This window comes from Streptomyces sp. CA-111067 (assembly GCF_050956065.1).
Taxonomy (GTDB): Bacteria; Actinomycetota; Actinomycetes; order Streptomycetales; family Streptomycetaceae; genus Actinacidiphila.
The window spans coordinates 3,903,356-3,916,654 of sequence record NZ_CP192103.1; the positions used below are offsets into that span (position 1 = coordinate 3,903,356).

The window sequence follows — 13,299 nt, forward strand, 5'->3', positions numbered from 1 at the left end:
CCGCGGGGGGGTCGGGCGGCGGTCCGGCTGGGGGTTCAACCGGGGTCCGACCGGGGGTTCAACCGGGGGTCCGACCGGGGGTCCGGGTTGCGGGGGCCACGGCGGCGGGCCGGGGGCCGACACGGGACGCGGGTGCTCCGCGAGCCGATTGGACAGCCACCCCCTTGTTTCGGATAGTGTGTGGAACACGCCGAGGGCAGGCCGGAAAGGCCAGGTCAGCGGACGTCACGCGGGTGTAGCTCAGTAGTAGAGCGCCCCCCTTCCAGGGGGGAGGCGCATGGTGCAATTCCTGTCGCCCGCTCTGATCACTCTTCGTCCATCCGGGGCTCAGCCCCGGATCGGGTAGGGTGTTCGAAGTCGCAGTTCATGCGGACGTGGCTCAGTTGGTAGAGCATCACCTTGCCAAGGTGAGGGTCGCGAGTTCGAATCTCGTCGTCCGCTCCAGAGATACAGCGATACGAAGGCCTCGGTCACCGCGACCGGGGCCTTCGTCGTCGCGCGGGCGCGCCGTGGATGTTTCCGGTTCCCCGCTCCCCTGTTCCCCGCTCCCCCGGATATGGGTTGCCGGACCGCTCGGCCGATCGGGTACAGTATCTGCACGACCTGCGGACGTGGCTCAGTTGGTAGAGCATCACCTTGCCAAGGTGAGGGTCGCGAGTTCGAATCTCGTCGTCCGCTCCAGAGATACAACGGTACGAAGGCCCCGGTCACCGCGACCGGGGCCTTCGTCATTGCGCGGGCGCGCCCTGGGGTGCGGACTACTCCCAGGTCAGGCCGGTCAGCCGCTCGTACGCCTCGACGTAGCGCGCCCGGGTGGCCGCGACCACCTCGGCCGGCAGCGGCGGGGGCGGCAGGTGACCGTGCCGGTCCCAGCCGGAGGCCGGGGAGGTCAGGTAGTCCCTGACGTACTGCTTGTCGAAGGACGGCTGCGGGTGGCCCGGCTCCCACAGGTCGGCGGGCCAGAAGCGGGACGAGTCCGGGGTCAGCACCTCGTCGGCGATGACCAGCTCGTCCTGGTCGTCGAAGCCGAACTCGAACTTGGTGTCCGCCAGGATCACACCGCGCTCGCGGGCCATGTCGCGGGCCCGGGAGTAGACCGCCAGCGTGATCTGCCGCAGCCTGGTCGCCGTCTCGGCGCCGACCTGGCGGGCCACCTCCTCGTACGACACGTTCTCGTCGTGGTCGCCGACCTCGGCTTTGGTGGCGGGCGTGAAGATGGGGGCGGGCAGCTCGGAGCCGTCCACCAGGCCCTCGGGCAGGGCCAGGCCGCAGACCGTGCGGTCGCGCTCGTACTCGGCCAGGCCGGAGCCGGTGAGGTAGCCGCGGGCCACGCACTCGACGGGGACCATCCGCAGCGAGCGGCACACCATGGTGCGCCCGGCCCAGTCCGCCGGGGCGCCGGCGGGCACGTCGGTGGAGATCACGTGGTTCGGCACGAGGCCGTGCAGCTGGTCGAACCACCACAGCGAGAGCTGGGTGAGGATCCGCCCCTTGTCCGGGATGCCGTTGGGCAGCACCCAGTCGTACACGGAGGTGCGGTCGCTGGCGACCATCACCAGGTCCCCGGCCTCGTTCCGGTAAAGGTCGCGGACCTTGCCGGTGTGCAGGTGCACCAGCCCGGGTACTTCCACGGGCTCCGGCTTTTCGACGAATCCGGGCATCGGCGTCCTCCCCAGTCGGTGTTCCAGCTCCCGATTCTCCCGCACGCCGGACGCATTCCCGGCAGCGGGCCGCCCCGGCGGGGCAGGAAGCCGCCCGCCCAGCCCCTTGCGGCCGCCGCCGGACCTCCGGCCGGTGGGTGGCTGGTCGCGCAGTTCCCCGCGCCCCTGTTGAAGCCGGGGCACATCGCGCCCCCGCGCAGGATCGGGCCCCGGCAAGGACGCGCCCCAAAGGGGCGCGGGGAACTGCGCGACAAGCCACGACGGACCCGCACCGAACCGGGGCAGCGGGGAGCGGGGGCCGACAACCCAAGCAAGAAGCGTCAGTCGTGCTTGCAGATCCGGTCGAGCAGGTTGGCGGTGGCGCGCTGGACGCGGGTGTCGACATGGCCGGGCCGGTCGAGGGCCGGGGACCAGGCGAAGGTGCCGGAGGCGAAGACGTACGCGCCGCTGGGCGCCCGGTACAGCGACGTCTCCTGGTGCTGGCGGCGGCCGTCGGCGGACTCGTACGGCGAGTGCGCCAGCAGGATGCGCTCGATCGTCTCGGGCAGCGGGGTGCGGGGGAAGTAGCGGTCGGCCTCGCCGGCCACCAGGCCGTCGATCTCGTCGCCCTCCGCCGCGCCGGTCGCCTCCCACAGCCAGTGGCCGGCGTTCCTGACCACCAGCGGGGACGGCTGCGGCACCCGGCCGGCGTACTGGACGCCGAGCAGCAGCTGCTCCGGCTCGCCCTGGTCGCGCCACAGCGCGCTGCGGCCCTTCGCGTCGCCGCGCCGCTTGCGGCAGTTGAGCAGCCGGTCCGGGTCGCCGGCCGCCGACGGGGTCAGCTCCACCTGCCAGTACATGGTGTTCGCCGACAGGAACACCAGCGAGGTGCCCTGGTCGCGGGCGGCCTCGGCGGCCCGCCGCATCGGCTTGGACCAGTACTCGTCGTGGCCGGGGAAGACCAGCCCCCGGTAGCGGGACGGGTCCACCCGGCCGGCGTGGAGATCGCGGGCGTTGGCGTAGGCGAGGTCGTAGCCGTAGCGCTCGGCGTAGCGGACGAAGTCGTAGGCGTGGCCGATGTGCAGCGGCAGGCCGGCGCCCGCGTACGGGCGGTCGAACGAGACGGTGGTCGCCGCCTCCTGCTCGCCGAGCAGCCGGCCCGCGCCGTCCCACGCGTGGTAGAGGCTGGCGCCGGTCCTGCCGTCCTCGGGGTAGAGGTTGTACGCCTGCCAGGTGACGTCCGGCAGCAGCAGGAGCAGGTCGGCGGTGGCCTCGGTGTCCCGGACGGTGAACGGGATGTGGCTGCGGTAGCCGTCGTCGGCGGTGGTGAGGACGGCGACATACGCGCCGGTCTTCCAGTACGGCGGGATCTGCAGCCGCCAGGAGTGCCACCAGTGGTGGCAGGAGACGGTGCGGCCGGCCGCCAGCGGGGGCGGCTGGACTATGCCGGACAGCCGCGGGCTGGCGCTCACCTGGGCGGCGCCGTCGCCCGCGTAGTGGCCGATCCGGTAGACGTCCACCGTGAACTCCTGCGGCGGGTCCACGGTGATCCGGAAGTCGATCGCCTCGCCGGGGGCGACGGCGCCGGCCGACGCGAAGCCCTTGATCTGGCGGCGCACATCGTCCGCGGTGCGCGGGCCCGCGACGTGCGGGCGGGGCGGCGGGGTGCCGGAGCTGGCGGCCAGGTCGACGTACCAGGGCACGACCTGGCCGTCGTCGTCCAGATACTGCGGGCTGTCGCGCAGCCAGGGCAGCGGGCCCTGTCCGAACGGGTCCGACACACCGTGCGCGAGCGCGCCGGACTCCCAGCGCCTGATCTGATCCGCGGCCATCGCGATCCCTCCCTCCCCGGGCCGTCCCTGCCCGGGCCACACCACGCCTCCCGCGTCGCCGCCGCGGGGCGGGGCAACGGTGCGGCAGGGTCAAGCAGATCACAGAAAGCTCGTTCGCCGTTACCGTTCGTGGCGAATTTCCGGAACGGATCGGGCGGCGAGTGAAGCAGTTTCGGTCACCCTGGTGTCGCGCACACCCCAGCGGGCGAACAAGCCGCCCCAATTACGCCGTCCGCATGACGGAGCACCCCTGCTCCCGCCTCACCCCTCCCGGCCGCCCCCGGGTCCCGCCCGCTGGTCAACCTGAGCCCCGTCGGGGCTGAGCGCGCAGTTCCCCGCGCCCCTATGGGGCCCGACCGTCGTGCATCGGCTGCCTGCCGGTGGTGGGCTGGTGGCGCAGTTCCCCGCGCCCCTGACGGGGCGCAAGCCGCCGGGAGCGAGAGGCAGCCCTGACGGGGCGCGGGACGGCTCGCGCTACCGCAGGCGGGGCCGCTAAAGGAGACGGACCGGTTTGTCCGGGCGGGCGCCTACCGCGGTCAGCCACGCTCGGAGGGGGGCGGGGTCGCCGTTTTCGACCAGGCGGAGGACCGGCCAGGCCAGGTCGGCGCGGCGGGCGCCGTCGACCAGGAGGGTGGGGCCGTCGAGCCAGTCGAGGCCGGGCGCGGCCCCCGCGCTGTCCACCGCGGAGCAACAGATCATCGCCGTCACGTGGTCACTGAGAAGCTCCCGCCCGGTCCTCGGCGGCAGCAACTGCACGATCGGGCTGTCCCCGACCGGCTCGTGCACGGCGGGCGCCGCCGCCTCCTCCTGCGCGACGAGCGCGCCGAGCCGTGCGGCCAGCTCCTCGCTGCCGCCGAGCGCGAACCGTTCGATCACCCGGGTCAGCGTCGCCGCGCCCGGCTCATCGCTGAGCGCGCCGCCCCCGCCCTCGCTGAGCAGCAGCCCGCTGCCCCGTGCACCCACCGGCTCGTCCACCGGCACACCGGCCGGGCGGCCGACCGGCGGCCGTACCTCGTCCAGCACGCGTATCAGCCGCGCCGCCTCCCCGCGCCAGATCCGCTCCACGACCTGCTCGGGATAGCAGGCCCAGCTCACCGCCGCCCACCCGGGCCCGGGCCTGCTCGGGCCGCCGTGGAACAGCCGGGCCGCGAGCAGCGACACCGCCTCGTCCACGACCCCGGGCTCCTCCAGCAGATCGCAGGCGGGCCGCTCGCCGAGCCGGGACTCGAAGCCGTCGGCCAGCCGGTCGCGCCGGGACAGCTCGGTGAGCGCGGCGACCACGCCCACGTCGAGCCGGGACGGCCAGCGGCCCATCCGCCAGGCGGGCAGCGCGACCCGGGTCAGCAGCCGGTCCCAGCCGGCGTAGGCCAGGCCGACCTGCTCCTGGGCGACGATCCGCAGCCCGTAGTCGACGGCCTGCGCGCGTTCGGAGGCCGCGGCGGCCACGCCCCGTTCCATCTCCGAGGCGTGCACCCGGCAGCCGTGCAGCAGCACCCTGACCACCCAGCCGAGGAAGCCGTACGCGGGCCGCAGCAGCACCCGCCGGATCCGGCCACCGCCGGTCCGGCCGGCCGGGCCGGTCCGGGTGGCGACGCCCGCCGCCGCGTCGAGGCCGCGCAGGAAGCGCCGCGCCGCGGATATCTCCGGGTCGGCCGCCGCACCCGTGCCGGCCACCACCGGCGCGAGCAGCGCCCGCAGCTCGGGCACCCGCATCCACCACAGGAACGGCGAGCCGATCACCAGCACCGGCGCCGGCCGCCCGGCGGCCGCGCGGCGCGCGGAGTCCTTGCGCTCCTCCAGCCAGCTGTCGCAGTCGGGGGTGAACTCTATCGCCGACGGCACCGGCACCTGGAGCCGTTCCGCGAGGTCGCGGACCATCCGGTGCAGATCGGGCGCGGCCGACTCGGTGACCGGCACGGTCGGGGTGACCGCGGGCCTGGCCCGTACGATCACCGCCGCCACGGCCGCGGCGAGCAGCAGCACGAGCAGCGCCGCCGCCGTCACACCCCACCTGACCCCGTCCCACTCCGGGCCGATCCGCCCGGTCGCGCCGCCCGCGTGCAGCACCACCGCCGCGGCGGCCGGCAGCAGCGCCGCGCCGAGCGCGGCCCCGCGGATCCGCAGCACCGCCATCGCACGGGAGCGTGCGACGGCCTCACCCGCTTCTCCGGACAATGACGGCTCACCCCCTGAGCTGTGGTGACCGCCTCGGTGACGGCCTCCCCCCACTGTCGCACCGCCCACCGACATCGCAACGGCCGTAGGGCTGATTGCCGCAATGTCCCGCGGTGCGCCTTCCGGGCACCATAGTTGGGCGGGTGGGGAGAGTCAGCCGTATGGCTCAGTCATCACTCCATGGAGTGGCGTTGGTCAGAGCCCGGCCGCGCGCGCCGCGATGTCCGTACGGTGGTGTCCGCCGTCCAGCGTGATCCGGTCCAGGGCGCGATAGGCCCGGTCACGGGCCTTGCCGAGGTCCGGTCCCGTGGCCGTCACCGACAGCACCCGGCCGCCGGCGCTGACCACCCGTCCGTCGTCGGCGAGACGGGTGCCGGCGTGCAGCACGTACGCGTGGCTGTCCTTCTCGGCGACGTCGGCGAGGCCGGTGATCGGGTCGCCGGTGCGCGGGGTGTCGGGGTAGTTGTACGAGGCGATGACGACGGTCACCGCGGCGCCGTCGCTCCAGCGAAGCTCGGGGAAGGCGGCCAGCTGGCCGGTCGCGGCGGCCCGCAGCAGCCCGGCCAGCGGGGTCTTCAGCCGGGCCAGCACGACCTGGGTCTCGGGGTCGCCGAAGCGCGCGTTGAACTCGATCACCCGCACCCCGCGCGAGGTGATCGCCAGGCCCGCGTAGAGCAGCCCGGCGAAGGGCGTGCCGCGCCGCCGCAGCTCGTCGACGGTGGGCTGGAGCACCGTCCGCGTCACCTCGTCCACCAGCTTGGGGTCGGCCCACGGCAGCGGCGAGTACGCGCCCATGCCGCCGGTGTTGGGCCCCTCGCCGGCGTCGAGCGCCCGCTTGAAGTCCTGGGCGGGCTGCAACGGGATGACGGTGTCGCCGTCGGTGACCGCGAAGAGCGACACCTCGGGGCCGTCGAGATACTCCTCGATCACCACCCGGCCGCAGCTCAGCGCGTGTTCGCGGGCCGCGGCGAGATCCTCGGTGACGACGACGCCCTTGCCCGCGGCGAGCCCGTCGTCCTTGACGACGTAGGGCGCGCCGAACGCGTCGAGCGCGGTGTCGATCTCCTCCGGCGTCGTACACACGTAGGCGCGGGCGGTCGGCACGCCGGCCGCGGCCATCACGTCCTTGGCGAACGCCTTGGAGCCCTCGAGCGCCGCGGCCTCGCGGGTCGGGCCGAAGCAGTCGATACCCCGGTCGCGTACGGCGTCGGCGACCCCGGCCACCAGGGGCGCCTCCGGGCCGACGATCACGAAGTCCGCGCCGAGATCGGCGGCCAGACCGGCGACAGCCGCGCCGTCCAGCGCGTCCACCGGGTGCAGTTCGGCCACCTCGGCGATCCCGGCGTTGCCGGGCGCGCAGTGCAGGGAGGTGACGTCGGGGTCGAGGGACAGGGAACGGCACAGGGCGTGCTCGCGGGCGCCGCCGCCGATGACAAGGACCTTCACGCGCACAAGGGTAGTGGTCCGCGGCTCCGCGGGCCGCCCTCACTCTTTCGGGCGACCGCACGATCCGTCCTATACCTGATCACCCGCCACTTAAGGGCGTAATACCCGGGTTCTGTCCTTCTTGCTCAGCCGTTCGGCGGTAAGAAGAGAGCTTCACCACCGGGCCGGGCAGTCGACGAGGGAGCGTGCAGTGGGCCAGCCGGACATGTTTCCCGAGGAGACCCCTCGGGAAGAGCCCGCGCGGCGGGCGCTGCATCACCAGCACGAGGACCTGCGGGCGCTGCCCTTTCCGCTGGGCGACTGGGGGGAGCCCGCCGAGCGCCTCGAGGAGCTCTACCGGTGGGCGGAGTCCGGCGCCGAGCGCACGGCCGACTGGTATCTGCACGACCGGATCAGCAAGCGGCGCGCCGCCCGCTCCCTGCGCGCGGCGGCGGCCCTGTTCGGCGCGGCCGGCCTCGCCCTGCCGCTGGTCGAGCTCACCGGGGCAGCCGATTCCACGGCCGGCTGGAGCTATCTGGCGCTGCTGGCGGCGGCGATCTGCGTCGGCTTCGACCGGGTCTTCGGCCTGACGACGGCCTGGATGCGGGACGTCTCCACCGCGCAGGCCGTAGAACGCCGGCTGGAGGCGCTGCGCTTCGACTGGGCCTCGGAGAGCGTCCGGGAGATCCTCGGCCCGACCGAGGGCACCGCGGCGGAGGCGGCCGAGCGCTGTCTGACGATCCTGCGCCGGTTCTGCGACGACGTCGCCGACCTGGTGCGCGCCGAGACCTCCGACTGGCTGCTCGACTGCGCCCCGCGCGCCGCGCTGCCGGCCCTGCGCACCCAGTCCGCCGCCTGGCCGATCCCGCGCCCCGACACGTCCCCGCCGCGCCGCCTCCCGCACCCGAGCACCCGCCCGAACATGCCCCGGCAGCGCCCGCCGGAGAACCCGGGGCGCTGACCGGGGGCCGCCCGCCGCCTGAAGCCGGCCGGGGCCGCCCGCTAGCTGAAGACGATCATCGAACCCTGCCCCAGGGAGCGGGTCGCCGCCGCGTGCAGGCCCAGCCAGACCTGGTGCTCGCGGGCGAACGGACCGGTCGCAAGGGTGGGGGCCGCGGGCTCTTCCAGCGTGGTGTGGTGGGCCGGGGGCTCCGGCGGCCGGGGCGGGTTGGCCGGGTCGATGCCGATCACCGGCGCGACGAACTCCAGCTCGCGCAGCAGCCCGTGGCTGGAGCCGAGCGGGCCGCCGCCCGCCAGCAGCTCGTCGTTGACGACCGGCTGCGGGAAGTCCAGCGGGACGTACGCGCCCGCGTGGTCGTAGTGCCACACCAGGTGCGAGCGCTGCGCGGTCGGCTCGAACATCTCCAGCAGCTGCTCGTAGTCGCCGCCCAGTGCGTCGACCGGCGTCACCTCAAGGCCCTGGAGGCTCAACAGGTAGGCGCGGCGCAGGAAGTGCAGCGCGTCGTAGTCGAAGCAGGCGACCGGGCCGACGTCACCGGACAGGCCCGGCATGTAGCTGTAGACCGGCACGGGCGGCTGGCCGGCGTCGGTGAGGGCCTTGTCGTAGCGGGCCAGTTCCTCGGCGAAGGGGTTTTCCGGGCTGTGGCAGAGCACGTCCACGAGCGGCACGAGCCACAGGTCGCAGGCCACGAACACTCCATCCGGTCGGGAGCGTACAGCGTAATTCGGCGGTGCCGGTCCCGTCAGCGGGTGGGGTCCTGATGCTGCCGGCCGCCACCCTGTGCATCGGGTACGTGAGACGCCGTGAGGTGCCGTGAGGTGCCGTCAGCTCACGGCACCAACTTCTCGATCAGGTGCAGCGTGTGGTCGTTGTACTGGTGCGTGAGCTGCCGCGCGGCATCGATGTCACGGGCGGCGACCGCGTCCACCAGGCCCTCGTGGCCGGCCCAGCAGACGCCCGCCAGGTCGTCGAGCGCGCGCAGGTGCGGTACGGCGTAGATCCAGGTCTGGATCCGCACCCGGTCGAGGAACTCGCAGATGTGCGGGTTTCCGCCGATCGCCGTGAGCTCCCGCCAGAAGCGCAGGTCGCAGCCGATCAGCACGTCCAGCACGCCGGCCCTGGCGGCCCTCGCCGCGGCCTCCGCGCGGCGCCGTACCGACGCTACGGCGGGGGCCGGCAGCTCGCCGATGCCCTCCTCGGCCGCCTGCCGGTAGGCCGCCTCGACCACGAAGACGCGGGCCTCGGTGAGCGACCTGAAGTCGGCCGAGCCCAGCCGCCGCACCTGGAAGCCGCGGTGCTGCTCGACGTCCAGGAGGCCCTGCGCGGCGAGGTCCACCAGCGCCTCGCGCACCGGCGTCGCCGACACCCCGTACAGGTCGGCGATCTCCTTGACGGTGAAGTGCCGGCCCGCCTGGAGCCGGCCGGTCAGCACCTCGTCGCGCAGCGCGTCGGCGATCTGCTGCCGCAGGCTGCTGCGCCGTACCGGCGATCCGCCGCCCTCCTTCATCGCTCTCCTCGCCGCCTCGTCGTGCGCACAGCTGCGTCTGGTTGTGCGTCCGGCATACGGGCGCGGGGTTCGGGGCGTCCGGCATACGGGCGCGGGTTCGGCGTCCGGCGTACGGGCGCGTGTCTGGCATACGGGCGCGTGTCCGGTTGCCGTACATCCGTGTGGCTTGTGCGCACACGATAGGGGGTCGGCCGGGGCCGCGGTGCGGCAGTCGGTGACGGCCGCCGTTTCCCACGCTCACCCCATCCGGTGAGGCGCGCCACTCACTCTCCGGCGTTCATACGAATATTGTTCGCCTACGGGGAGCGGAAACGACATGTCGGTGGCGCCGGACGCGGGGCGGGCGGGGGACGAGGATGGAAGAGCTGAGGACGGACGACCCCCGCTGGATCGGGTCGTACCGGCTGCTGGGCAGGCTCGGCACCGGCGGCATGGGGCGGGTCTTCATCGCCCGCTCGGAACGCGGCCGCACGGTCGCGGTGAAGCTGGTGCGCGCCGAACTGGCCGAGCAGGACGAGTTCCGCACCCGGTTCCGGCGTGAGGTGCGGGCCGCCCGGCAGGTCGGCGGCCGCTGGACGGCGCCGGTGCTCGACGCCGACACCGAGGCGGAGATCCCGTGGGTCGCCACCGGGTACGTGGCCGGGCCGTCGCTGCACCAGGTGGTCGGCAAGGACTACGGGCCGCTGCCGGAGCGCTCGGTACGGGTGCTGGCCGCCGGACTCGCGCACGCGCTGAGCGACATCCATGCGGCCGGTCTCGTGCACCGCGACCTCAAACCGTCCAACGTGATGATCACCATCGACGGCCCCCGGGTGATCGACTTCGGGATCGCCCGCGCCTTGGAGACCGTCGCCGACGACCACACGCTCACGTACACCGGCGCCATGGTGGGCTCCCCCGCCTTCATGTCGCCCGAGCAGGTGCGCGGCGACCGGGTCACCCCGGCCGCCGACATCTTCTGCCTGGGCTCCGTCCTGGCCTACGCCGCCACCGGGCTGCAACCGTTCGGCGCGGCGAGCAGCGGCGTCCACGCACAGATGTTCCGGATCACGCAGGAGCCGCCGGACCTGGCACCCGTCCCCGAGGGGCTGCGCGACCTGGTGGCGGCGTGCCTGGTCAAGGACGCCGAGCAGCGGCCGACGCTGGCACAGGTGCGCGAGCGGATCGGCGAGATACCCGAGGAGGCGGACGGCGGCCGGGCCGCCGAGCCGTGGCTGCCGGGCGCCATCGTGGCGCAGCTGGGGCGGCACGCGGTGCGGCTGCTGGAGATGGAGGCGGCGGAGACGGGGTCGCTGCCGGTGGTGCGGGCGGCGGATCTACCGCCGCAGCAGCATGAGCAGACGGTGCCGAACGCGCCCAAGGTGCAGGGCGCGCCGGGCGTGCGGACGGCGCCGACGGCGGGCGGGCCGGTGCCGCCGACGGTGGCCGGGCCAGGGGGCGGGCCTGCGGTGGAGGCGGGGCCCGGGGGCGGGCCGACGAACGGGACCGGACCGGCTGGAACGGCGACCGGGTTTGGGGGCGTACCAGCGGCCGGGCCGGCGTACGGCGCCGGGCCGACGACCGGGAACGCACCGCCGCCGGTCGCGCGTCCTGCCGACGCCATGCCCCCGGCGGGCGCCGCGCCGCCACGTACGGCCGTGGGCGCCCCGGAGCCGGACGAGCGGTCCTCGGGTCAGCGGGCCGCCGGACGCGGCCGACGCGGCGGCCTGATCGCCGTCCTGGCCCTGCTGGCGGTGATCGCCGGCGGCACGACCGCGTACGTCGTCGTCAGCGAGGGCCGGCACGACGACGGCAAGGCCGCCGGCCGGGGCGGCCCGTCGTCCTCCGCGCCCCCGCTACTGACGACGGCCCCGGCGGCGGGCAGCCCCAAGGGGCATGTCGCCCCGACCGATCCGGACTTCGCCGACGCGGTCAAGCCGCCGCCGCTGATGGTCGGCACGTGGCGGGCGACGCTCAGCGGCACGCCGGGCGACGGGCACGACAACATCCGGCTGCTGGACATCAAGCCGACCGGCCGGGTGGTGCTCGACGGGCAGAGCCCCGACTACACCTGCCAGTGGCTGATGCACGTCGCCGACGCCGGCCCGCCCACCGTGCTGAGCCCGTCCATGGTGGTCAGCGCGAAGCCGGCCGGGCTGTGCGAACCGGGCGGCAGCACCTCCCTGGTCCTGGTGGACCAGGACCACCTGCGCCGCGACAACATCGACTCCGACAAGGCGCCGCTGACGTACGAGCGGATCAACTGACCGGCTGACACCAGCTGACACCGGCTGACCGGCACAACTGCCACGGGTAAGTCCCGCCGTCCAGGACGGCGGGACTTACCCGTGGCGTGCACCCCGCAGGGGACCCGCTCAGAGGAACGAGTTGATCTCGATCGTCTCCGTACGCCCGGGCCCGACCCCGATCGCCGAGATCTGCGCGCCCGACATCTCCTCCAGAGCCTTGACGTACGCTTGCGCGTTCTTCGGCAGATCCGCGAAGGTGGTCGCCTTGGTGATGTCCTCGGACCAGCCGGGCAGGAACTCGTAGATCGGCTTGGCGTGGTGGAAGTCGCTCTGGTTGTACGGCAGTTCGTCAACCCTGCGGCCGTCGATCTCGTACGCCACGCAGACCGGGATCCGCTCCCAGCCGGTGAGGATGTCCAGCTTGGTGAGGAAGAAGTCGGTGATGCCGTTGACGCGGGTGGCGTACCGGGCGATCACCGCGTCGAACCAGCCGCAGCGCCGGTCGCGCCCGGTGGTGACACCGAACTCGCGGCCGATCGTGCGCAGTTTGTCGCCGTCCTCGTCCAGGAGCTCGGTGGGGAACGGTCCGGAGCCCACACGCGTTGTGTACGCCTTGAGGATGCCGATCACCCGGGTGATCCTGGTGGGCCCGACACCGCTGCCGGTGCAGGCGCCACCGGACGTCGGGTTGGACGAGGTGACGAAGGGGTAGGTGCCGTGGTCCACGTCCAGCAGCGTGCCCTGCCCGCCCTCCATGAGGACGACCTTGCCCTCGTCCAGCGCCTTGTTCAGTACAAGGGTGGTGTCGGCGACGAAGTCCTTGAGCTGGTCGGCGTATCCGAGGTATTCCTCGACCACCTGGTCGGTACTGATCGCCCGCCGGTTGAAGATCTTCACCAGGATCTGGTTCTTGTCCTGGAGCGCGGCGTCGACCTTCTGCTGGAGGATCGATTCGTCGAAGAGGTCCTGCACCCTGATGCCGACCCGGTTGATCTTGTCGGCGTACGCCGGGCCGATACCGCGCCCGGTGGTGCCGATCTTGCGGCTGCCGAGGAACCGCTCGGTGACCTTGTCGATGGTCTGGTGGTAAGGCGTGATCAGGTGGGCGTTACCGCTGATCAGGAGCTTGGACGTGTCAACGCCGCGCTCATTGAGCCCGCTCAGCTCGGAGAGCAGGACCGACGGGTCCACCACGACTCCGTTCCCGATCACCGGGACACAGCCCGGCGAGAGGATTCCGGACGGGAGAAGGTGGAGCGCGTACTTCTGGTCGCCGACGACGACCGTGTGGCCGGCGTTGTTGCCGCCCTGGTAACGCACCACGTAGTCCACGGAGCCGCCGAGCAGGTCGGTAGCCTTCCCCTTGCCCTCGTCACCCCACTGAGCACCGAGCAGCACAAGTGCGGGCACAGGCGTACACCCCTTCCGGGCGGGGCATGTCCAACGTGCAGAGAGCCGTCGAACCTGCCCCGGAATAGACGAAGCCCCTGACGCAAAGGCGCAAGGGGCTCTTGCACCGAGATTTTACCTG

General features: G+C 73.3%; 9 protein-coding genes and 3 tRNA genes. 5 read left to right on the forward strand and 7 right to left on the reverse strand.

Annotation, left to right across the window (positions count from 1 at the left end; genetic code table 11):
• Positions 1–229 precede the first annotated feature (229 nt).
• From ACQPW6_RS16930 to ACQPW6_RS16940, 3 genes are all read left to right on the forward strand, one after another.
• A tRNA-Gly gene (locus ACQPW6_RS16930) sits at positions 230–301 on the forward strand.
• 67 nt (positions 302–368) lie between these two features.
• Positions 369–444, forward strand: a tRNA-Gly gene (locus tag ACQPW6_RS16935).
• 161 nt (positions 445–605) lie between these two features.
• Positions 606–681, forward strand: a tRNA-Gly gene (locus ACQPW6_RS16940).
• 77 nt (positions 682–758) lie between these two features.
• On the opposite strand, the gene ACQPW6_RS16945 is transcribed toward ACQPW6_RS16940, so the two are convergent.
• The 4 genes from ACQPW6_RS16945 to purD all read right to left on the reverse strand — a co-directional run bounded on the left by ACQPW6_RS16945 (position 759) and on the right by purD (position 7,093).
• Positions 759–1,661 carry a phosphoribosylaminoimidazolesuccinocarboxamide synthase gene (locus ACQPW6_RS16945; RefSeq protein ID WP_433890471.1) on the reverse strand — a complete coding sequence of 301 codons (903 nt, stop codon included), beginning with the start codon at positions 1,659–1,661 and terminating at the stop codon, positions 759–761.
• Between the two features lie 320 nt (positions 1,662–1,981).
• Positions 1,982–3,472 carry a N,N-dimethylformamidase beta subunit family domain-containing protein gene (locus ACQPW6_RS16950; protein WP_433890472.1) on the reverse strand — a complete coding sequence of 497 codons (1,491 nt, stop codon included), beginning with the start codon at positions 3,470–3,472 and terminating at the stop codon, positions 1,982–1,984.
• Positions 3,473–3,964: 492 nt separating this feature from the next.
• On the reverse strand, positions 3,965–5,605 hold the full coding sequence (locus tag ACQPW6_RS16955; protein ID WP_433890473.1) for a hypothetical protein: 1,641 nt from the start codon (positions 5,603–5,605) through the stop codon (positions 3,965–3,967).
• Positions 5,606–5,842: 237 nt separating this feature from the next.
• Complete coding sequence (gene purD, locus ACQPW6_RS16960) at positions 5,843–7,093, reverse strand: phosphoribosylamine--glycine ligase (RefSeq protein ID WP_433890474.1); 1,251 nt, start codon at positions 7,091–7,093, stop codon at positions 5,843–5,845.
• Positions 7,094–7,298: 205 nt separating this feature from the next.
• Here purD and ACQPW6_RS16965 point away from each other — a divergent pair, with 205 nt between their 5' ends.
• The gene (locus ACQPW6_RS16965; protein WP_433894560.1) at positions 7,299–8,033 is read left to right on the forward strand and encodes an SLATT domain-containing protein; all 735 of its coding nucleotides are present in this window, start codon (positions 7,299–7,301) and stop codon (positions 8,031–8,033) included.
• A gap of 41 nt (positions 8,034–8,074) precedes the next feature.
• On the opposite strand, the gene ACQPW6_RS16970 is transcribed toward ACQPW6_RS16965, so the two are convergent.
• Positions 8,075–8,722 carry a hypothetical protein gene (locus ACQPW6_RS16970; RefSeq protein WP_433890475.1) on the reverse strand — a complete coding sequence of 216 codons (648 nt, stop codon included), beginning with the start codon at positions 8,720–8,722 and terminating at the stop codon, positions 8,075–8,077.
• Positions 8,723–8,862: 140 nt separating this feature from the next.
• Positions 8,863–9,540, reverse strand: coding sequence for a GntR family transcriptional regulator (locus tag ACQPW6_RS16975; RefSeq protein WP_433890476.1), 678 nt, complete (start codon positions 9,538–9,540; stop codon positions 8,863–8,865).
• 356 nt (positions 9,541–9,896) lie between these two features.
• On the opposite strand from ACQPW6_RS16975, the gene ACQPW6_RS16980 reads away from it, so the two are divergent.
• The gene (locus ACQPW6_RS16980; protein WP_433890477.1) at positions 9,897–11,786 is read left to right on the forward strand and encodes a protein kinase domain-containing protein; all 1,890 of its coding nucleotides are present in this window, start codon (positions 9,897–9,899) and stop codon (positions 11,784–11,786) included.
• A 108-nt stretch (positions 11,787–11,894) separates the two neighbouring features.
• On the opposite strand, the gene ACQPW6_RS16985 is transcribed toward ACQPW6_RS16980, so the two are convergent.
• Complete coding sequence (locus tag ACQPW6_RS16985) at positions 11,895–13,178, reverse strand: adenylosuccinate synthase (protein ID WP_433890478.1); 1,284 nt, start codon at positions 13,176–13,178, stop codon at positions 11,895–11,897.
• Between the last annotated feature and the right edge of the window lie 121 nt (positions 13,179–13,299).

Coding starts and splice junctions, on each gene's coding strand:
- ACQPW6_RS16945 (WP_433890471.1), bottom strand. CDS start 1,661: ATGCCCGGATTCGTCGAAAAGCCGGAGCCCGTGGAAGTACCCGGGCTG.
- ACQPW6_RS16950 (WP_433890472.1), bottom strand. CDS start 3,472: ATGGCCGCGGATCAGATCAGGCGCTGGGAGTCCGGCGCGCTCGCGCAC.
- ACQPW6_RS16955 (WP_433890473.1), bottom strand. CDS start 5,605: ATGGCGGTGCTGCGGATCCGCGGGGCCGCGCTCGGCGCGGCGCTGCTG.
- ACQPW6_RS16965 (WP_433894560.1), top strand. CDS start 7,299: ATGTTTCCCGAGGAGACCCCTCGGGAAGAGCCCGCGCGGCGGGCGCTG.
- ACQPW6_RS16975 (WP_433890476.1), bottom strand. CDS start 9,540: ATGAAGGAGGGCGGCGGATCGCCGGTACGGCGCAGCAGCCTGCGGCAG.
- ACQPW6_RS16980 (WP_433890477.1), top strand. CDS start 9,897: ATGGAAGAGCTGAGGACGGACGACCCCCGCTGGATCGGGTCGTACCGG.